15 protein-coding genes are annotated in these 18,749 nt (G+C 65.9%); 10 read left to right on the plus strand and 5 right to left on the minus strand.

What is annotated here, in order from left to right; translation table 11 throughout:
* The first annotated feature begins 1 nt into the window (after position 1).
* The gene (locus tag HMPREF1224_RS28350; RefSeq protein ID WP_003117174.1) at positions 2-967 is read left to right on the plus strand and encodes an acylcarnitine hydrolase; all 966 of its coding nucleotides are present in this window, start codon (positions 2-4) and stop codon (positions 965-967) included.
* On the opposite strand, the gene HMPREF1224_RS28355 is transcribed toward HMPREF1224_RS28350, so the two are convergent.
* Positions 941-2,008 carry a YeiH family protein gene (locus HMPREF1224_RS28355; protein ID WP_009315995.1) on the minus strand — a complete coding sequence of 356 codons (1,068 nt, stop codon included), beginning with the start codon at positions 2,006-2,008 and terminating at the stop codon, positions 941-943. The genes HMPREF1224_RS28350 and HMPREF1224_RS28355 overlap by 27 nt on opposite strands.
* A 107-nt stretch (positions 2,009-2,115) precedes the next feature.
* On the opposite strand from HMPREF1224_RS28355, the gene HMPREF1224_RS28360 reads away from it, so the two are divergent.
* Positions 2,116-3,009, plus strand: coding sequence for a LysR family transcriptional regulator (locus HMPREF1224_RS28360; RefSeq protein WP_010793635.1), 894 nt, complete (start codon positions 2,116-2,118; stop codon positions 3,007-3,009).
* A gap of 268 nt (positions 3,010-3,277) precedes the next feature.
* Positions 3,278-3,526, plus strand: a complete 249-nt coding sequence (locus tag HMPREF1224_RS28365; RefSeq protein WP_003096701.1) for a hypothetical protein — start codon at positions 3,278-3,280, stop codon at positions 3,524-3,526.
* Positions 3,527-3,572: 46 nt separating this feature from the next.
* Here the strand turns inward: HMPREF1224_RS28365 and HMPREF1224_RS28370 are convergent, their stop codons facing one another.
* Together HMPREF1224_RS28370 and HMPREF1224_RS28375 are read right to left on the minus strand one after the other, a co-directional pair.
* Complete coding sequence (locus tag HMPREF1224_RS28370; protein ID WP_003096699.1) at positions 3,573-4,676, minus strand: choline metabolism transcriptional regulator GbdR; 1,104 nt, start codon at positions 4,674-4,676, stop codon at positions 3,573-3,575.
* 419 nt (positions 4,677-5,095) lie between these two features.
* Positions 5,096-6,472, minus strand: coding sequence for an L-serine ammonia-lyase (locus HMPREF1224_RS28375; protein WP_003111339.1), 1,377 nt, complete (start codon positions 6,470-6,472; stop codon positions 5,096-5,098).
* Positions 6,473-6,935: 463 nt separating this feature from the next.
* Between HMPREF1224_RS28375 and HMPREF1224_RS28380 the strand changes: the two genes are divergently transcribed.
* Genes HMPREF1224_RS28380 through choV form a run of 3 tightly spaced genes read left to right on the plus strand, consistent with a single transcriptional unit; the run spans position 6,936 to position 9,937 of the window.
* A complete protein-coding gene (locus HMPREF1224_RS28380; RefSeq protein ID WP_003104841.1) occupies positions 6,936-7,874 on the plus strand; it encodes a choline ABC transporter substrate-binding protein in 939 nt (312 codons plus the stop codon).
* A 41-nt stretch (positions 7,875-7,915) separates the two neighbouring features.
* On the plus strand, positions 7,916-8,755 hold the full coding sequence (gene choW / locus HMPREF1224_RS28385) for a choline ABC transporter permease subunit (RefSeq protein WP_003096692.1): 840 nt from the start codon (positions 7,916-7,918) through the stop codon (positions 8,753-8,755).
* A 3-nt stretch (positions 8,756-8,758) separates the two neighbouring features.
* Entirely contained in the window at positions 8,759-9,937 is a 1,179-nt protein-coding gene (gene choV / locus HMPREF1224_RS28390) for a choline ABC transporter ATP-binding protein (protein ID WP_003096690.1), read from the plus strand.
* Positions 9,938-10,154: 217 nt separating this feature from the next.
* On the opposite strand, the gene HMPREF1224_RS28395 is transcribed toward choV, so the two are convergent.
* Entirely contained in the window at positions 10,155-11,705 is a 1,551-nt protein-coding gene (locus HMPREF1224_RS28395) for a BCCT family transporter (RefSeq protein WP_031628470.1), read from the minus strand.
* 332 nt (positions 11,706-12,037) lie between these two features.
* On the opposite strand from HMPREF1224_RS28395, the gene betI reads away from it, so the two are divergent.
* From betI to betA, 3 genes are all read left to right on the plus strand, one after another.
* On the plus strand, positions 12,038-12,631 hold the full coding sequence (betI, locus tag HMPREF1224_RS28400; protein WP_003096684.1) for a transcriptional regulator BetI: 594 nt from the start codon (positions 12,038-12,040) through the stop codon (positions 12,629-12,631).
* Between the two features lie 60 nt (positions 12,632-12,691).
* Positions 12,692-14,164, plus strand: a complete 1,473-nt coding sequence (betB, locus tag HMPREF1224_RS28405; protein ID WP_003114436.1) for a betaine-aldehyde dehydrogenase — start codon at positions 12,692-12,694, stop codon at positions 14,162-14,164.
* A gap of 135 nt (positions 14,165-14,299) precedes the next feature.
* Positions 14,300-15,985, plus strand: a complete 1,686-nt coding sequence (gene betA, locus HMPREF1224_RS28410; protein ID WP_003104848.1) for a choline dehydrogenase — start codon at positions 14,300-14,302, stop codon at positions 15,983-15,985.
* Positions 15,986-16,030: 45 nt separating this feature from the next.
* Here the strand turns inward: betA and HMPREF1224_RS28415 are convergent, their stop codons facing one another.
* Positions 16,031-16,435, minus strand: a complete 405-nt coding sequence (locus HMPREF1224_RS28415) for an acyl-CoA thioesterase (RefSeq protein WP_003096677.1) — start codon at positions 16,433-16,435, stop codon at positions 16,031-16,033.
* Positions 16,436-16,722: 287 nt separating this feature from the next.
* Here HMPREF1224_RS28415 and HMPREF1224_RS28420 point away from each other — a divergent pair, with 287 nt between their 5' ends.
* Entirely contained in the window at positions 16,723-18,039 is a 1,317-nt protein-coding gene (locus HMPREF1224_RS28420) for an MFS transporter (protein WP_003104851.1), read from the plus strand.
* Positions 18,040-18,749: the final 710 nt, after the last annotated feature.

Raw genomic sequence — 18,749 nt, forward strand, 5'->3', positions numbered from 1 at the left:
GATGGCTGCGAAGTATCCGCTGTCTCCGGCGATGTGGCGCTTCGTCGAGCACAGCCGGGCGTTCGCCAGCGACAGTCCGCGCCTGGATGCGCAACGTGCGGCCTACGCGCGGATGTGCCAGGCGTTCGCGCCGCCGCGCCCGGCCGGTTTGCGGGTGCTCGACTCCTGCTTGCCGGCCGCGCCGCCGGTGCGCGTGCGCCGCTATCGCCCCGACCGCCCGGCACCGCCCGGTGGCTGGCCGGCGCTGCTCTACCTGCACGGTGGCGGCTGGATGCTCGGCGGCCTCGATTCACACGATTTCATCTGCGCCGACCTGGCGGCGCGCCTGGGCCTGCTGGTGCTGGCGGTGGATTACCGACTGGCGCCGGAGCATCCGTTCCCGGCGGCATTGCAGGATTGCCTGCGTGCCTGGCAGGCGCTGAGCCTGGGCGAGCTGGACGAAGCGCTGGATGGGCGACGCCTGCTGGTGGCCGGCGACAGCGCCGGCGGCAACCTGGCGGCGGCGCTGTGCCTGGCCCTGCGCGATGGCGGCGCGCCGTCGCCGGCCGCGCAGATATTGCTCTATCCCTTGCTGTCCGCTGCGCCATCGCCCTCGCGGATCGACTGCGCCGACGCGCCGTTGCTCGGCCTCGGCGATGTGCAGGCGTGCCTGGACGCCTACCTGCCGCTGGCGGCGCTGCACCGACAGCCGCTGGCGCTACCCCTGGAGGCCGCTGATTTCACTGGCCTGCCGCCGGCCTTCGTGGCGGTTGCCGAATTCGATCCGCTGCGCGACGACGGCGAGCGCTATGGCGCAGCGCTACGCGCGGCGGGTGGCGAGGCAGGGTTCTATCCGGGAAGCGGGCTGGTCCATGGCTGCCTGCGCGGCCACGGCATCGATGAGGTGGAAGCCCTGCACGAGGCCTTGCGGCGGGCCGTGCAGGGCTTCCTGGCGGAGGACTCAGGCGAGCGCCAGGCGGGTGAGTAATCCACCGCCGAGCACCAGCCAGGCGAATAGCAGGGCGGCCAGCAGCAGCGGCTTGAGGCCGGCGCGGCGGATCGCCGAGAGGTGCGTGCCGAGGCCGAGGCCGGCCATTGCCATGGCCAGGAGGAAGGTGTCGAGGTCGTTGACGTGGCTGACCAGCGCCGGCGGCAGGCTGACCAGCGAGTTGAGCCCGGCGACCAGTACGAAGCCGACGGCGAACCAGGGAATGGTGATCTTGGTCGCGCCGCTGTGCTGCCGGCGGTGCGCCTTGTCGCGTGCCAGCCAGGCCGAGAGCAGGATCAGGAAGGGCGCCAACATCATTACCCGGACCATCTTGGCGATCACTGCGGTATCCGCTGCCTCGATGCCGATCGAGCGACCCGCGGCGACCACCTGGGCCACCTCGTGCACCGTGGCACCGATGTACACGCCCCAGGTGCCAGGGTCGCGCGGCAGCAGCCCCCAGTCCTGGTCGAGCTGGAACAGCGCCGGATAGAGGAAGATGCCCAGGGTGCCGAACACCACCACGGTGGAGACCGCCACCGCGACCTGTTCGGCACGGCCGCGCACCACCGGCTCGGTGGCCATCACCGCGGCGGCGCCGCAGATCGAACTGCCGGCGCCGATCAGCAGGGTGGTGGTGCGGTCCAGGCCGAACAGCCGGGTGCCGAGCAGGCACGCCAGGCCGAAGGTGCTGGCGAGCATCAGGGCGTCCAGCAGCACGCCGTGCAATCCGACGCCGGCGATGTCCTGGAAGGTCAGGCGCAGGCCGTAGAGGATGATCCCGGCGCGCAGCAGGATCTGCTTGGAGAAGCCGACGCCGGCGGCGCTGCCGGCGGCGATCCGAGGGTACAGGGTGTTGCCGACGACGATGCCGAGCACGATGGCCAGGGTCAGCGCGCTGATGCCGTTGTGCTGCAACCATTGCGAACGACCCAGGAGGATCGCCGCGCCGGCCAGGGCGGCGCTGAGCAGCAGGCCGGGGATGAGTTTCTGGACCTGGGCCAGGGGTCTGGTACCGGTCTTGACGGGGAGGGTGTGCATCCTTCGCTCCTCAGGTGAGGTCACGGGACGCAGGTTAGGTAGCGGGCATGAATTTGTGAAACGAATAGTTTCTGTATTAAATACCTGAAAAACAGGTAGGTTAGTCCATGGCCCTCAGTTTCCGTCAGCTCCAGATCTTCTGTGCGGTGGCTCGCTGCGGCAGTACCACGGCGGCGGCGGAATCCATCTCGCTGTCGCAGTCGGCCACCAGCGCCGCGCTCAACGAGCTGGAGTCGCAGCTTTCCACGCGCCTGTTCGACCGGGTCGGCAAGCGCCTGCAACTGAACGAGGTCGGCCGCCGCTTCCTGCCCCAGGCATTGCGCCTGCTCGACGGGGTGGCGCAACTGGAGCAGCAGTTCGCGGTTTCCGCCGCGCCCCAGGCGAGCCTGACGGTGGCGGCCAGCAGCACCATCGGCAACTACGTGCTGCCACGCCTGCTGGCCTCCTTCGAGCGGGAGCAGCCGGGGGTGAGGGTCAACGCCAGCATCGGCAACACCGGTTCGGCGGTGCAGGACGTGGTGACCTTCGCGGCGGACATCGGCCTCATCGAAGGCCCCTGCCACGAGCCGGGCCTGCGGGTGGAGCCCTGGCTCGAGGACAGCCTGATCGTGGTGGCGGCGCCCGGCCACCCGCTGGCCTTGCGCACCCAGGTCTCCCGCGAGGCCCTGCGCCGGGCGCGCTGGCTGCTGCGCGAGCCCGGCTCGGGCACGCGCGAGGAGGTCAGCCACGCCCTGCTGGGCCACCTGCATTACCTGGAAGACAGCCTGGACCTGGGCAGCTCCGAGGCGATCAAGCACAGCGTCGCCGCCGGGCTGGGCATCAGTTGCCTGTCGCGCTGGGTGGTCGAGGAACAGTTGGCCTCCGGCGCGCTGGTCGAACTGCGCAGCAGCCTGCCGCCGTTGCGCCGGCGCTTCTACATGCTGCGCCAGCGCGACAAGTTCCTCTCGCCGGGCTTCGAGCGTTTCTGGGAACACTGTCGGGCGGGAGTCGGCGCCGGCTAGCCGGCTTCCGGCAAAAAAATCCCCCTGCCGCGCCCGACGCGCGGAGGGGGATGAAAAAGGAGCCAGGAACGGCCCTCAGTGTGAGTCTGGCGTTTTCCGGAAGCCGTCCGCTGCATTCCGCAAGCCGCTGGAGGCGATTGTGGCGGTGTCGCTGGCGGTCGAATTAGCCGAAAACGACCTGCCCATGTCCAGGCGGGACAGCCCCCTTGCCGGGAGCGACGTGGGCTTAGCAGAATCGATGGCAATCCCCATCGAAGGAGCTGCCGCGATGATGCACGCCGATCTGATCGACCAGGACGATTTCCGCGAACGCCTGCAGGCGCTGGGCTTCAGCGTGCCGCCGGACTCGACTCCGGAGCAGGCCTGCGAATACGCCGTGCGCGGCCTCAGTCCGGAGCGCGCCCAGGCGCTGCGGCGGCTGGTGGAGGACATGCTCGGCGGGCACGCCACGCTGCTCCCGGCGGTGCGCGAGGCGATTTCCCGGCAACTGCTGCCGGCGCTGGTGCCGCGGGGCTGACAAGGCCCTGCCCGCTCCCGTGGATGGGGCGGGCAGGGACGCGCCGTCAGATCCGCACGCTGGCGAAGGTCGACTCGCCCTGCGCCTGGCTCAGGGCCGACAGCGCCGAGGAGTTGGGCATCAACGCCAGGTCCTGCGGGATCGGCATCAGCACCACCGGCTGGCCCAGCGGCTGGCCCTGGCGCTCGTCGCGCGGCGGGATGCCGAAGTACTCGCGGTAGCATTTGGAGAAGTGCGGGGTGGAGACGAAGCCGCAGACCGAGGCCACCTCGATGATCGACATGGACGTCTGCTTGAGCAACTGGCGGGCGCGGATCAGGCGCAGCTTCAGGTAGTAGCGCGACGGCGAGCAGTGCAGGTACTTCTGGAACAGCCGCTCGAGCTGGCGACGCGAGACGTTGACGTAGACCGCCAGTTCGTCGAGGTCGATCGGTTCCTCCAGGTTGGCCTCCATCAGCGCGACGATCTCCTGCAACTTCGGCTGGTTGGTGCCGAGCATGTGCTTGAGCGGCACGCGCTGGTGGTCCTGCTCGTTGCGGATGCGCTCGTAGATGAACATCTCGGAGATCGCCGCCGACAGCTCGCGGCCATGCTCGCGGCCGATCAGGTGCAGCATCATGTCCATCGGCGCGGTGCCGCCGGAAGAGGTAAAGCGGTTGCGGTCGATGGAGAACAGGCGGGTGCTCATGGCCACCCGGGGGAAGGCTTCCTGCATCGCCGCCAGGCATTCCCAGTGCACGCTGCAATCGTAGCCGTCGAGCAGGCCGGCGCGGGCCAGCGCCCAACTGCCGGTGCACACCGCGCCGAGGCGCCGACCCTGGCGGGCCTGGGCCTGGAGGAAAGTGACGTGCTCGCGGGTGACGCTGCGCTGGATGCCGACGCCGCCGCAGACGATCACGCAATCCACCGCCGGGGCGTTGTCGGTACCGGCGTCGGGGGTGATCTGCAGGCCGTCGCTGGCCCAGACCTGGCGGCCGTCCAGGCTCAGCGTATGCCAGCGGTAGAGTTCGCGTCCCGAGAGCTGGTTGGCCATGCGCAACGGTTCCACCGCCGAGGCCAGGGAGATCAGGGTGAAGTTGTCCAGCAGCAGGAAGCCGATGGACTGCGGATTTCGGTTCTGTGGTGGGACTCCGGGCGCGTACGTGGTCATGGATGTATCTCCTCACGCTGAGCAAGCAGGCCTCTCACGAGGCTTTTTTTATGATTGTTGGAATTTCCGGGTGGCTGCTTGGGCCACGCCGTCGGCGTTGCTTGTAACCAGAGCAAGGCAAATGCCATGCCTATATTGATTGGGCGTTCAATCAAAAAAGCCGGAAGGCTTTAGCCCGGTATTTCCACTCGGACCTGGCACAACGACAGCATGGGCGACGGCTGGCGGCGCGCCGCGCGCCTGGGCATTTCGGTAGCACCAGGGCGGCCCCCGGCGAGAAGGCGGGGCAGCGGCCGTGGCGACAAAGGTAACGACGGGCGGCGAGCCGTTACTCCGCAGTGTGACGGATGACGACCGCCCGGTCACGCGTCATATGCGCCAAAAAGTGGCGTCTCGATCGTTTCGTGAGCAATTCCGGTTCAGCACTCGATGGCGTTCACCGCCAGGCCCCCGCGCGAGGTTTCCTTGTACTTGTCGTGCATGTCGGCACCGGTGTCGCGCATGGTGCGGATCACCTTGTCCAGCGAGATGAAATGCTGGCCGTCGCCGCGCAAGGCCATTTGCGCCGCGTTGATGGCCTTCACCGCGGCGATCGCGTTGCGCTCGATACAGGGCACCTGGACCAGCCCGCCGACCGGGTCGCAGGTCAGCCCGAGGTTGTGCTCCAGGCCGATCTCGGCGGCGTTCTCGACCTGCGCCGGGGTGGCGCCGAGGACTTCCGCCAGTCCGGCGGCGGCCATCGCGCAGGCCGAGCCGACCTCGCCCTGGCAGCCGACCTCGGCGCCGGAGATCGAGGCGTTCTTCTTGCACAGGATGCCCACCGCGGCGGCGGCCAGCAGGTAGTCGACGACGTCGCGGTCCTGGGCGTCGGGATTGAACTTCATATAGTAGTGCAGCACCGCCGGGATGATCCCCGCCGCGCCGTTGGTGGGCGCGGTGACCATGCGCCCGCCGGCGGCGTTCTCCTCGTTCACCGCCAGGGCGAACAGGTTGACCCATTCCATGGCGCTGAGGGTCGAGCCGATCACGTTGGGCTTGCCGATCTCCTGCAGGTTGCGGTGCAGGCGCGCGGCGCGGCGTTGCACGTTGAGCCCGCCGGGAAGGATGCCTTCGTTACGCAACCCGTTGTCGACGCAATCGCGCATCGCCTGCCAGATGCGCCGCAGGCCTTCGCGGATGTCGGTCTCGCTGCGCCAGATGCGTTCGTTGGCCAGCATCAGCTCGGATACCCGCAGGTTGTGGCGCTTGCACAGCAGCAACAGTTCCTCGGCGCTGGAGAAGTCGTAGGGCAGCACCGTGTGGTCCTGGTCGAGCTGTCCCGAGGCGGCCTGTGCCGCATCGACCACGAAGCCGCCACCCACCGAGTAGTAGGTCTCCTGGTGCAGTTCGCCTTGCTCGCCGTAGGCGACCAGGGTCATGGCGTTGGGGTGGTAGGGCAGGTTCTCGTCGAGCAGGCGCATGTCGCGCACCCAGTCGAACGGTACCGCCACGCGGCCGTCCAGTTGCAGCAGGCCGCTATCGAGCAGCGCGGCCATGCGTGGGGCGATCTGGGTCGGGTCGATACGATCCGGCCATTCGCCCATCAGGCCCATGATCACCGCGCGATCGGTGCCGTGGCCGACGCCGGTGGCGGACAGCGAGCCATACAGGCGCACTTCGAGACGCCGCACCGCCGACAGCGCCTGGCGCTGGCGCAGGGCAGCGGTGAACAGCGCGGCGGCGCGCATGGGGCCGACGGTATGCGAACTGGACGGGCCGATACCGATCTTGAAAAGGTCGAACACACTGATAGCCATGCCGGCCTCCGGGATTGCCGCGGCATCCGTGCCTGCGTAGTGGGGGTGGCGGCTCCTCCGCCCGCGATTCCTGCGCATCATCGGGCTTTCCCCGGGGCGGGCCGCATCCGCCACCGACCCGGCCATGTCCAAAAGCGCCGCGTCCGCGCCCGGATCGGGGAACCTCTGCGGCCGAGGGGCGTCTGCACCTGCACGGCGTCGGAATGAGAACGGGCTCGCGCCGCTCCGAAAACGGCATCCGCTGGTCGCCGGCAAAGACCACTATGATTGAATGCGACACAGCGGGTACTGAATGCGACCCCGCCTGCACTGGTTGCGACCCACCCTGTAGGCGACGGATGCGTCCTGTTTCATGATCGTTCACGAATTGCCCGCTGAGGGCCGCTACCGGTCGGCCCGATACAGACAGACCGCCGCGCCCTTCGGGGTAGCGCCGGCGCCTTACCCTGCAGAGGAGTTCGCTATGAAAGGTTGCAAGTCTTGGCTGCTGGCCGTGTCTCTGTGCGCACCGCTGGCAGCCCAGGCCGCGGAGCCCGAATCCTGTGCGTCGGTGCGTTTCGCCGACGTCGGCTGGACCGACATCACAGTGACCACTGCGGTCACCCGCCAGGTCCTCGAGTCCCTCGGCTACAAGACCAAGGTCAATCTGCTCTCGGTGCCGGTGACCTACCGCTCCCTGGCCAACAACGACCTCGACGTATTCCTGGGCAACTGGATGCCCACCATGACCAACGACATCAAGCAGTACGCCGAGAAAGGTACGGTCGAGACACTGCGCGCCAACCTGGAGGGCGCCAAGTACACCCTGGCGGTTCCCCAGTACGTCTACGACGGCGGCCTGCGCAGCTTCGCCGATATCGCGAAGTTCTCCGACAAGCTGGGCAACAAGATCTACGGCATCGAGCCGGGCAACGACGGCAACCGCGTCGCCCAGAGCATGATCGACAAGAACGCCTTCGAACTGGGCAAGTTCAAGTTGGTGGAATCCAGCGAGGCGGGCATGCTCTCGCAGGTGCAGCGGGCCATCCGGCGCAACCAGTGGGTGGTGTTCCTCGGCTGGGAGCCGCACCCCATGAATACCCGCTTCCAGATGAAGTACCTGGAAGGCGGCGACGACTTCTTCGGCCCCAACTATGGCGGCGCGACCATCTACACCAACGTGCGCAAGGGCTACGCCCAGGAGTGCGCCAACGTCGGCCAACTGCTGAAGAACCTCAGCTTCACCCTCGAGATGGAGAACAAGCTGATGGACGCGGTACTCAACGAAAACAAGAAACCCGAGGAAGCCGCTAAGGCCTGGTTGAAGGATCACCCGGAACAGCTGGATGCCTGGCTGGCCGGTGTCACCACCCGCGACGGGCAGCCTGCCGCAGCCGCGGCCAAGCTGGCGTTCGCCAAGTAGGCGACCGGTCGTTCATTTCCCGCTCTTGATGGACCCTGATTATGTTCCTGACTGATCACAAGCTCCCGCTGGGAGAGCAGATCGCCGGTTTCGTCGACTGGCTGACCCTGCATGGCGCATCGTTCTTCGACAAGATCTCCGACACCCTTGAGTTCCTCATCCATGGCGTCACCAACGGCTTGCTCTGGTTCAACCCGCTGGTGCTGATCGCCTTGCTGGTAGGGCTGGTGCATTTCATCCAGCGCAGCTGGGGGCTGACCGTGTTCGCCCTGGCCTCGTTGCTGCTGATCCTCAACCTGGGCTACTGGCAGGAGACCATGGAAACCCTCGCCCAGGTGATATTCGCCACCCTGGTGTGCATCGCCGTAGGCGTGCCGCTGGGCATCGTCGCCGCGCACAAGCCGTGGTTCTACACCGCGCTGCGGCCGCTGCTGGACCTGATGCAGACGGTGCCGACCTTCGTCTACCTGATCCCGACCCTGACCCTGTTCGGCCTCGGCGTGGTGCCGGGCCTGATCTCCACGGTGATCTTCGCCGTCGCCGCGCCAATCCGCCTGACCTGCCTGGGTATCCAGGACGTTCCGGCGGAGCTGCTCGACGCCGGCAAGGCCTTCGGCTGCTCGCGCTGGCAACTGCTGACGCGCATCGAGCTGCCGCACGCGATGCCGAGCATTGCCGCCGGCATCACCCAATGCATCATGCTCTCCCTGTCGATGGTGGTGATCGCCGCGCTGGTCGGCGCCGATGGCCTCGGCAAGCCGGTGGTGAACGCGCTGAACACCGCCGACATCTCCCTCGGCTTCGAAGCCGGCCTGGCCATCGTCCTGCTCGCCATCCTGCTCGACCGGGTGTGCAAGCAGCGCGCCGTGAAGGGGAAATAAGCCATGACCGCGATCCGATTCGACCATGTGGACGTCATCTTCGGCACCCACACCAAGGAAGCCCTGAAGCTCCTCGACCAGGGCCTCGGCCGCGCCGAGATCCTCAAGCGCACCGGCCAGGTGCTCGGCGTCGAGGACGCCTGCCTGGACGTCAACCGCGGCGAGATCTGCGTGCTGATGGGACTTTCCGGCTCCGGCAAGTCGAGCCTGCTGCGCTGCATCAACGGCCTGAACAAGGTCAGCCGCGGCAAGCTGCTGATCGAGCACGAAGGTTCGCAGGTGGACATCGCCAACTGCTCGCCGGCGACCCTCAAGGCCATGCGTACCAAGCGCATCGCCATGGTGTTCCAGAAGTTCGCCCTGATGCCCTGGCTGACGGTGGCCGAGAACGTCGGCTTCGGCCTGGAGATGCAGGGCCGCCCGGCCGCCGAGCGGAAGAAGCTGATCGACGAGAAGCTCGAGCTGGTCGGTCTCTCGCAGTGGCGCGACAAGCGTCCCGACTCGCTCTCCGGCGGCATGCAGCAGCGCGTCGGCCTGGCTCGCGCGCTGGCGATGGATGGCGACATCCTGCTGATGGACGAACCGTTCTCGGCCCTCGACCCGCTGATCCGCCAGCAATTGCAGGACGAACTGCTGGTGCTGCAACGGCAACTGCACAAGACCATCGTGTTCGTCAGCCACGACCTCGACGAGGCGCTGAAGATCGGCACCCGCATCGCGATCATGAAGGACGGCCGGATCATCCAGCACGGCAAGCCGGAAGAGATCGTGCTGAGCCCCGCGGACGACTACGTGCGTACCTTTGTCGCCCATACCAACCCGCTCAACGTGCTGTGCGGCCAGAGCCTGATGCGTGGCCTCGACCAGTGCATCCGGCAGAACGACGAGATCTGCTTCGACCAGGGCCGCGACTGCTGGATCGGTCTCAGCGAAGGCGACGTGCTCAAGGGCGCGCGCCAGGGCAGCAACGTCATCGACCTGCAACGCTGGCGCCAGGGCGACCCGGTGGAGAAGCTGCGCCGCGAACCGACCCTGGTGGATGTCAGCATCCGTATGCGCGATGCCCTGCAGATTCGCTACCAGACCGGCCACAAGCTGGTCCTGCAGGAGCAGGACAGGGTGGTCGGGGTGCTCGGCGACAGCGAGCTGTATCACGCGCTGCTGGGCAAGAACCTCGGCTGATCCCCCTCGGCCCGCTCGGGGCCGCTGCGAATGCCCGGCGCTGCCGGGCATTCGCGTTTACCCTCCGCGCTTTTTCCGCCTGCTCTTCCTGTCCCACACTCCCGCGCGCCGGTTCCTGCGGCATGCGCCGGGCGCCGGGTGGCAGAAAAGAAAGGCCCGGCGAAACGCCGGGCCAAGTACGCACCTGATTGGCGAGGGCGCCCTAGCGGCGCCGGGTTCAGGTCTGGGGCTGGGTTGGCGCCGGCACCGGCTGGTAGGTGCGGCGGTCGCCGACCTGGGCCTCGTAGTCGGCGCGCATGGCCTTGTGCAGGCCGAACATGAACAGGATCAGCACCGCCGAGAACGGCAGCCCGGCGAGCACCACGACGGTTTGCATCGCCGTGAAGTTGCCGGCGAACAGCAGGCCGATGGTGACTAGCGTGACGACGGCCGACCAGAGGATACGCAGCCAGTTCGGCGCGTCCTCGTCCAGCTCGCCGCCGCTGCGCGAGAGATTGGCCAGCATCACCGAGCCGGAATCCGCCGGGGTGAGGAACAGCACGAAGCCGACGAAGATCGACAGGCCGATGACGATCTTCGACAGCGGATAGTGTTCCAGCAGCAGGTAGATCGACATCGACGGCTGTTCCAGCGCGGCCTTGCCCAGGTCGGTCGCGCCGTGGTTCATCACCAGGTCCAGGGCGCTGTTGCCGAATACCGACAGCCAGGCCAGGGTGAAGCCCAGCGGGATCAGCAGCACCCCGCAGACCAGTTCGCGCACGCTGCGACCGCGGGAGATGCGGGCGATGAACATACCGACGAAGGGCGCCCAGGAAATCCACCAGGCCCAGTAGAACAGGGTCCACAGGCCCAGCCATTCCTCGCTCTTGCCGGCGCCGGCACCGGTGTAGACGTAGAGGTCGAAGGTCTTCAGCACCAGGCCGTCGAGATAGTCGCCGAGGTTCTGTACGAAGCCGTTGAGCAGTTCCAGGGTCGAACCGCAGACCAGCACGAACAGCAGCAGCGAGCTGAACAGCACGATATTCAGGTTGGACAGCCGGCGGATGCCTTTCTCGACACCGGAGACCGCCGCCAGGGTGGCGACCAGGCTCATCACCAGGATCACCGCCAGCAGGGTGCCTTTGCTGTGCGGCATGCCGGTCAGGTACTCGAGACCGGACGACACCTGCAAGGCGCCGATGCCCAGGTTGGTCACCAGCCCGAGAAGGGTGACGAAGATGCCGAAGCAATCCACCGCGTGGCCCGCGGCGCCTTTCACCCAGCGCTCGCCGAGGATCGGATAGAGCGCCGAACGCAACGCCAGCGGCTGGCGATGGCGGTAGGCGAAATAACCGACGGCGAGGCCGACCAGGGCATAGATCGCCCAGCCGTGCAGGCCCCAGTGGAGGAAGGTCAGTTGCAGCGCCTGGCGCGCCGCCTGAGGGCTGCCGGGAACGCCTTCGGGCGGGTGGTAGAGGTGGTCGATCGGCTCGGATGCGGCGAAGTAGAGCAGCGAGATGCCGATCCCGGAGGAGAACAGCATGCCGGCCCAGGCGCCGTAGCTGAAGTCCGGCTTTTCATGCTCCTCGCCGAGCTTGAGGGTGCCGAAGCGCGAGAAGGCCACCCAGGCGACGAAGAACAGGTAGGCGCCGATGGCCAGCATGTAGTACCAGCCGAAGCTGTGCGACAGCCACGCCTGGATGCGGCCGAGCAAGGCTCCGGCGCTGTCGGGATAGAGGATGAGGGCGGCGGTCAGAACCAGGATCAGTGCGGTCGAGCCGAAGAACACGATCGGATTCAGACGTACCTGCTCGTTTGTTTTTATTGGCGAAGCAGTACTCATTGGAGGATGACCCCATGGCAGTGAAAGCATGGCGGCTTATGGCCGCGGACTACAGACACAGCATTGCCACCCCACTTGAAGCCCGGATTCTGCGATCCTTGGCGGACTTCGGCGACGAGGTGATGAACGGCGCGGGCCAGGTTGCACGCAGGCTGGGAGCCGCTCATGGACGCCGAGCTTATTCTTAGTTGATTGAACGTTCAATAAAAACAAAATAGACTGGCCACCAATGACGTCGGTCGGTGCCCGCACGCACCTATCGACGAGAGGAGATAGCAATGCCCAAGGTCGGTATGCAGCCCATACGCCGCTCGCAACTGATTCACGCCACCCTGGAGGCGGTCGATCAGGTCGGCATGGGAGACGCCAGCATCGCCCTGATTGCCCGCCTGGCGGGTGTTTCCAACGGCATCATCAGCCACTACTTCCAGGACAAGAACGGCTTGCTGGAAGCGACCATGCGGCACCTGCTCAGCGCCTTGAGCAAGGCCGTACGCGAACGCCGCGCGGCGCTCTACGACGACAGTCCGAGGGCGCACCTGCGAGCGATCGTCGAAGGCAACTTCGACGACAGCCAGGTCAATGGTCCGGCGATGAAGACCTGGCTGGCGTTCTGGGCGACCAGCATGCACCAGCCGGCACTGCGTCGATTGCAGCGGGTCAACGACCATCGCCTGTATTCGAACCTGTGCTACCAGTTCCGCCGCCAGCTCTCGGCGGACGACGCCCGCGCCGCGGCACGCGGCCTGGCGGCCCTGATCGACGGCCTGTGGTTGCGTGGCGCGCTGACCGGCGACGCCTTCGATACCGACGAGGCCCTGAACATCGCTTACGACTACCTCGACCAGCAGTTGGCAAAACAGTCGGGGTAGGGACGAAAACCCCCGCGGCGCCGCCTTGCGCCTGCGATACCGATAAGAGAGGACTGCAACATGGCCCGATTCGAAGAACAGAAGCTCTACATTGGCGGTCGCTACGTGGAGGCCAGCAGTGGCGCCACCTTCGAGACCATCAACCCGGCCAACGGCGAAGTGCTCGCCAAGGTCCAGCGGGCTTCCAGGGAAGACGTCGAGCGGGCCGTGCAGAGCGCCGTCGAGGGGCAGAAGGTGTGGGCGGCGATGACCGCCATGCAGCGCTCGCGCATCCTCCGTCGCGCCGTCGACATCCTCCGCGAGCGCAACGACGAACTGGCCGCCCTGGAAACCCTGGATACCGGCAAGCCGCTGGCGGAAACCCGCTCGGTGGACATCGTCACCGGCGCCGACGTGCTCGAGTACTACGCCGGCCTGGTCCCGGCCATCGAAGGCGAGCAGATTCCCCTGCGCGAAACCAGTTTCGTCTACACCCGCCGCGAGCCGCTGGGCGTGGTCGCCGGCATTGGCGCCTGGAACTACCCGGTGCAGATCGCCCTGTGGAAATCCGCCCCGGCCCTCGCTGCCGGCAACGCGATGATCTTCAAGCCCAGCGAAGTCACCCCGCTGACTGCCCTCAAGCTGGCCGAGATCTACACCGAGGCCGGCGTGCCGGACGGCGTGTTCAACGTGCTCACCGGCAGCGGACGCGAAGTCGGCCAGTGGCTGACCGAGCACCCGCTGATCGAGAAGATCTCCTTCACCGGTGGCACCTCCACCGGCAAGAAAGTCATGGCCAGCGCTTCCAGCTCGTCGCTGAAGGAAGTGACCATGGAGCTGGGCGGCAAGTCCCCGCTGATCATCTTCCCCGACGCAGACCTCGACCGTGCCGCCGACATCGCCGTCATGGCCAACTTCTTCAGCTCCGGCCAGGTCTGCACCAACGGCACCCGGGTGTTCATCCACCGTTCCCAGCAGGCCCGCTTCGAAGCCAAGGTACTGGAGCGCGTGCAGCGCATCCGTCTCGGCGACCCGCAGGACGAGAACACCAACTTCGGCCCGCTGGTCAGCTTCCCGCACATGGAAAGCGTGCTCGGCTACATCGAGTCCGGCAAGGCGCAGAAGGCTCGCCTGCTGTGCGGCGGCGAGCGTGTGACCGATGGAGCGTTCGGCAAAGGCGCCTACGTCGCGCCGACCGTGTTCACCGATTGCCGCGACGACATGACCATCGTCCGCGAGGAAATCTTCGGCCCGGTGATGAGCATCCTGGTCTATGACGACGAAGACGAGGCGATCCGCCGCGCCAACGATACCGAGTACGGCCTCGCCGCCGGCGTCGTGACCCAGGACCTGGCCCGCGCCCACCGCGCCATCCATCGCCTGGAAGCCGGCATCTGCTGGATCAATACCTGGGGCGAGTCGCCGGCGGAAATGCCGGTCGGCGGTTACAAGCAATCCGGTGTCGGTCGCGAGAACGGTCTCACCACCCTGGCTCATTACACTCGCATCAAGTCCGTGCAAGTGGAGCTGGGCGACTACGCCTCGGTGTTCTGAGCCTCGACGCAGCGCTCGAACCCCTAACCAGGCCGGTCCCAGGCAACGCTCCCTGACACCGGCCATTCCGAACTTCCAGACACCGGCGCGCCAGCGTCGCGGCCGGTGTCATGCCGAGAAAAGAGGAAGGCCTGCATGTCCCAGGAATTCGACTACATCATCATCGGAGCCGGCTCTGCCGGTAACGTACTCGCTACCCGCCTCACCGAAGATGCCGACGTCAGCGTCCTGCTGCTCGAAGCCGGCGGTCCCGACTACCGCTTCGACTTCCGCACCCAGATGCCGGCGGCCCTTGCCTTCCCGCTGCAGGGGCGGCGCTACAACTGGGCCTACGAGACCGACCCCGAGCCCTACATGAACAACCGCCGCATGGAGTGCGGTCGCGGCAAGGGCCTGGGCGGCTCCTCGCTGATCAACGGCATGTGCTACATCCGCGGCAACGCCCTGGACTTCGACGGCTGGGCCAAGGAGCCGGGCCTCGAGGACTGGAGCTACCTCGACTGCCTGCCGTACTTCCGCAAGGCGGAAACCCGGGACATCGGCCCCAACGACTACCATGGCGGCGACGGCCCGGTCAGCGTGACCACGCCGAAGGCCGGCAACAACCCACTGTTCCATGCGATGGTCGAGGCCGGCGTGCAGGCCGGCTACCCGCGAACCGATGACCTCAACGGTTACCAGCAGGAAGGCTTCGGCCCCATGGACCGGACCGTCACCCCGGAGGGCCGTCGCGCCGCCACCGGGCGCGGCTACCTGGACCAGGCCCGCGGCCGGCCCAACCTGACCATCGTCACCCACGCCCTGAGCGACCGCATCCTGTTCAGCGGCAAGCGCGCCATCGGCGTCTCCTACCTGGTGGGCAACGGCGACAACCCGGTCACCGCCCACGCCCGCCGCGAAGTATTGGTGTGCAGCGGCGCGATCGCCTCGCCGCAATTGCTGCAACGCTCCGGCGTCGGCCCGGCGGCCCTGCTGCGCGACCTGGACATCCCGGTGGTGCATGACCTGCCGGGCGTCGGCGCCAACCTGCAGGATCACCTGGAACTCTACCTGCAGTACGCCTGCAAGCAGCCGGTGTCGATCTACCCGGCGACCAAATGGTGGAACCAGCCTGCCATCGGTGCCCAGTGGCTGTTCCTCGGCAAGGGCCTCGGCGCCAGCAACCAGTTCGAGGCTGGCGGCTTCATCCGAACCCGCGAAGCGTTCGAATGGCCGAACATCCAGTTCCATTTCCTCCCGGTGGCGATCAACTACAACGGCAGCAAGGGCGTGCAGGAGCACGGCTTCCAGGCGCACATGGGCTCGATGCGCTCGCCGAGCCGCGGGCGCATCCACCTGAAGTCCAGGGACCCGCGCCAGCATCCGAGCATCCTGTTCAACTACATGTCCCACGAGCAGGACTGGCAGGAGTTCCGCGACGGCATCCGGCTGACCCGCGAGATCATGAACCAGCCGGCGCTGGACCCCTATCGGGGCCGCGAGTTGAGCCCTGGGGTGAGCGTGCAGTCGGACGCCGAACTCGACGAGTTCATCCGCAACCATGCTGAGACCGCTTTCCACCCATCCTGCTCGTGCAAGATGGGCAGCGACGACATGGCGGTGGTCGATGGCCAGGGACGGGTCCATGGCATGGAAGGACTGCGAGTGGTGGATGCGTCGATCATGCCGCTGATCATCACCGGCAACCTCAATGCCACCACCATCATGATGGCCGAGAAGATCGCCGACAGGATCCGCGGTCGCCAGCCGCTGCCGCGCAGCACGGCGAAGTACTACGTGGCCGGGGATGCGCCGGTACGCGGCAACCCCGTGCGGGCCTGAGGAACGCGCAAACAAGAACGCCGGCGATAGCCGGCGTTCCTGCGTCTAGCCCCGGCGTGGCGGGACCGGGCGGGTGCGCCCGCTGCCATCGATGGCGACGAACACGAACACCGCCTCGGTGACTTTGCGCCATTCGCTGGACAGCGGGTCGTCGCTCCACACCTCGACCAGCATGCGGATCGAGCTGCGGCCGACTTCCAGGGTCTGGGTATAGAAGGAAAGCTGGGCACCTACCGCGACCGGCACCATGAAGGCCATGCGGTCGATGGCGACGGTGGCGATACGGCCGCCGGCGATCTTGCTGGCCATGGCGGTTCCCGCCAGGTCCATCTGGGATACCAGCCAACCGCCGTAGATATCGCCGAAACCGTTGGTTTCGCGCGGCAGCGCGGTAATCTGCAAGGCCAGGTCTCCCTGGGGAATGGGGTCTTCTTGTTCAAGCTCGATCATAGGTAAGGGCCTCGTGCCCCCCGGATTTCTTGTTCAAGCGCGGTTTAGGGGAAAACTCTCCCAAAACGCCTGCCGGTGCAAGGTCTTGGGACAGCTTTCAGAGGCGCCCGGGCATTATATAGAGGAGTAGGGCAGCCGACGACCGCCCGGTTCTCTCTTCGACCGACTGTGTGGACATTCGTCGATTTGCTATGGTTTCGCTCCTGCGTCCCCGGGTCGCAGGTCGACACGCCTGCCGGTCGAACCCCGCTCATGCTTGCTGAACGAATAAAGAGAACAATCCCGACATGCCATCCGCGAATGCTCCCGAGGCGCCGGCCCAGCGTCCATTGACCCGCAGCGACTACAAGACCCTGTCCCTCTCCGCCCTGGGTGGAGCGCTGGAGTTCTACGACTTCATCATCTTCGTGTTCTTCGCCACCGTGGTCGGCAAGCTGTTCTTCCCGGCGGACATGCCGGAATGGCTGCGTCAGCTGCAAACCTTCGGCCTGTTCGCCGCCGGCTACCTGGCGCGGCCGCTGGGCGGCGTGATCATGGCCCACTTCGGCGACCTGCTCGGGCGCAAGCGCATGTTCACCCTGAGCATCTTCATGATGGCGGTGCCGACCCTGATCATGGGCCTGCTTCCGACCTACGCGCAGATCGGCATCTGGGCGCCCCTGGCGCTGCTCCTGCTGAGGGTGATCCAGGGCGCCGCGATTGGCGGGGAGGTGCCGGGGGCTTGGGTCTTCGTCGCCGAGCATGTACCGGCACGGCATGTCGGTTATGCCTGCGGGACGCTGACTTCCGGCCTGACGGCGGGCATCCTGCTGGGCTCGCTGGTGGCTACTGCGATCAATAGCTTCTATAGCGCGACAGAGGTGCAGGACTACGCCTGGCGGATTCCCTTCCTGCTCGGCGGGGTGTTCGGCCTGTTCTCGGTCTACCTGCGCCGCTGGCTGCACGAGACGCCGGTATTCGCCGAGCTGCAGCAGCGCAAGGCGCTGGCAGAGGAAGTGCCGTTGAAAGCGGTGGTCCGCGATCATCGTGGCGCCGTCCTGGTGTCGATGCTGCTGACCTGGGTGCTGTCGGCCGCGATCGTGGTGGTCATCCTGATGACCCCTACCGTGCTGCAGAGCGTATACGGCTTCGATGCCGCCACGGCGCTCAAGGCCAACAGCCTGGCGATCGTCTGCCTGACCCTTGGCTGCATCGTCGCCGGGCGCATGGCGGATCGTTACGGCGCGGGACTGACTTTCGTTGCCGGTAGCGTGCTGCTGGCGCTGGTGTCCTGGAGCTTCTACGGCAACCTCAAGGCCCACCCGGACTGGCTCTTTCCTTTATATGCACTGACCGGCTTCTTCGTCGGCATCGTCGGCGCCGTTCCCTACGTGATGGTCAATGCGTTCCCACCGGTTGTGCGTTTCTCCGGCCTGTCCTTTTCCTACAACCTGGCCTACGCCATCTTCGGTGGGCTGACGCCGATGGCGGTGGCCCTGCTGCTCAAGCAGAGCCCGATGGGGCCGGCTTACTACGTGGTCACTCTGTGCCTGGTCGGCTTCCTCGTCGGGCTCTACCTGCTGGCGCAGAAAAAGCCGGCTGGCGAGGCGGTTTCGGTGGGCTGAAAGCGCTTCCGGCGGTTATTTGAATTATTTTTGAAATAATCGTTGACGCCAGTTTCTATCTCCCTATAATGCGCACCACTCCCGGCGACGACGAAGAGTAAATGCTTGAAAATCAAGGATTTACGGATTCTCTCCGAGGGGTGGTGAAGCGCTCCGGCAGGTTGTTCGCCGCAGCGGTTCGGTCCCGAAAGGGGTTCGAAACGAAGCTTCACCGAGGTGCTTGACAGCGAATTTGAACGCTGTAGAATGCGCCTCCCGCTGATCGGAAGATGGTTTGAAGGTCGGCGCAAGCGGTTGAGTAGAAAAGAAAATTTTCGAAAATAACGCTTGACGGAACGAGAGGTTGCTGTAGAATGCGCGGCCTCGGTTGAGACGAAAGCCTTGACCAACTGCTCTTTAACAAGTCGAATCAAGCAATTCGTGTGGGTGCTTGTGATGTAAGACTGGTGATCGCAAGATTATCAGCAGCGCAAGTAACACTCGTGAATTCGAGAGTTTTATCTCTTTTTAAGAGAATGCGATTGCTGAGCCAAGTTTAGGGTTTTCTCAAAACCCAAGCAGTATTGAACTGAAGAGTTTGATCATGGCTCAGATTGAACGCTGGCGGCAGGCCTAACACATGCAAGTCGAGCGGATGAAGGGAGCTTGCTCCTGGATTCAGCGGCGGACGGGTGAGTAATGCCTAGGAATCTGCCTGGTAGTGGGGGATA

This window comes from Pseudomonas sp. P179 (assembly GCF_000478485.2).
Lineage (GTDB): Bacteria > Pseudomonadota > Gammaproteobacteria > Pseudomonadales > Pseudomonadaceae > Pseudomonas > Pseudomonas aeruginosa.

Bases quoted from the DNA above. Each gene is read 5' to 3' on its own strand.
- HMPREF1224_RS28350 (WP_003117174.1), top strand. From the start codon at position 2: ATGGCTGCGAAGTATCCGCTGTCTCCGGCGATGTGGCGCTTCGTCGAG.
- HMPREF1224_RS28355 (WP_009315995.1), bottom strand. From the start codon at position 2,008: ATGCACACCCTCCCCGTCAAGACCGGTACCAGACCCCTGGCCCAGGTC.
- HMPREF1224_RS28360 (WP_010793635.1), top strand. From the start codon at position 2,116: ATGGCCCTCAGTTTCCGTCAGCTCCAGATCTTCTGTGCGGTGGCTCGC.
- HMPREF1224_RS28365 (WP_003096701.1), top strand. From the start codon at position 3,278: ATGATGCACGCCGATCTGATCGACCAGGACGATTTCCGCGAACGCCTG.
- HMPREF1224_RS28370 (WP_003096699.1), bottom strand. From the start codon at position 4,676: ATGACCACGTACGCGCCCGGAGTCCCACCACAGAACCGAAATCCGCAG.
- HMPREF1224_RS28375 (WP_003111339.1), bottom strand. From the start codon at position 6,472: ATGGCTATCAGTGTGTTCGACCTTTTCAAGATCGGTATCGGCCCGTCC.
- HMPREF1224_RS28380 (WP_003104841.1), top strand. From the start codon at position 6,936: ATGAAAGGTTGCAAGTCTTGGCTGCTGGCCGTGTCTCTGTGCGCACCG.
- choW (WP_003096692.1), top strand. From the start codon at position 7,916: ATGTTCCTGACTGATCACAAGCTCCCGCTGGGAGAGCAGATCGCCGGT.
- choV (WP_003096690.1), top strand. From the start codon at position 8,759: ATGACCGCGATCCGATTCGACCATGTGGACGTCATCTTCGGCACCCAC.
- betI (WP_003096684.1), top strand. From the start codon at position 12,038: ATGCCCAAGGTCGGTATGCAGCCCATACGCCGCTCGCAACTGATTCAC.
- betB (WP_003114436.1), top strand. From the start codon at position 12,692: ATGGCCCGATTCGAAGAACAGAAGCTCTACATTGGCGGTCGCTACGTG.
- betA (WP_003104848.1), top strand. From the start codon at position 14,300: ATGTCCCAGGAATTCGACTACATCATCATCGGAGCCGGCTCTGCCGGT.
- HMPREF1224_RS28415 (WP_003096677.1), bottom strand. From the start codon at position 16,435: ATGATCGAGCTTGAACAAGAAGACCCCATTCCCCAGGGAGACCTGGCC.
- HMPREF1224_RS28420 (WP_003104851.1), top strand. From the start codon at position 16,723: ATGCCATCCGCGAATGCTCCCGAGGCGCCGGCCCAGCGTCCATTGACC.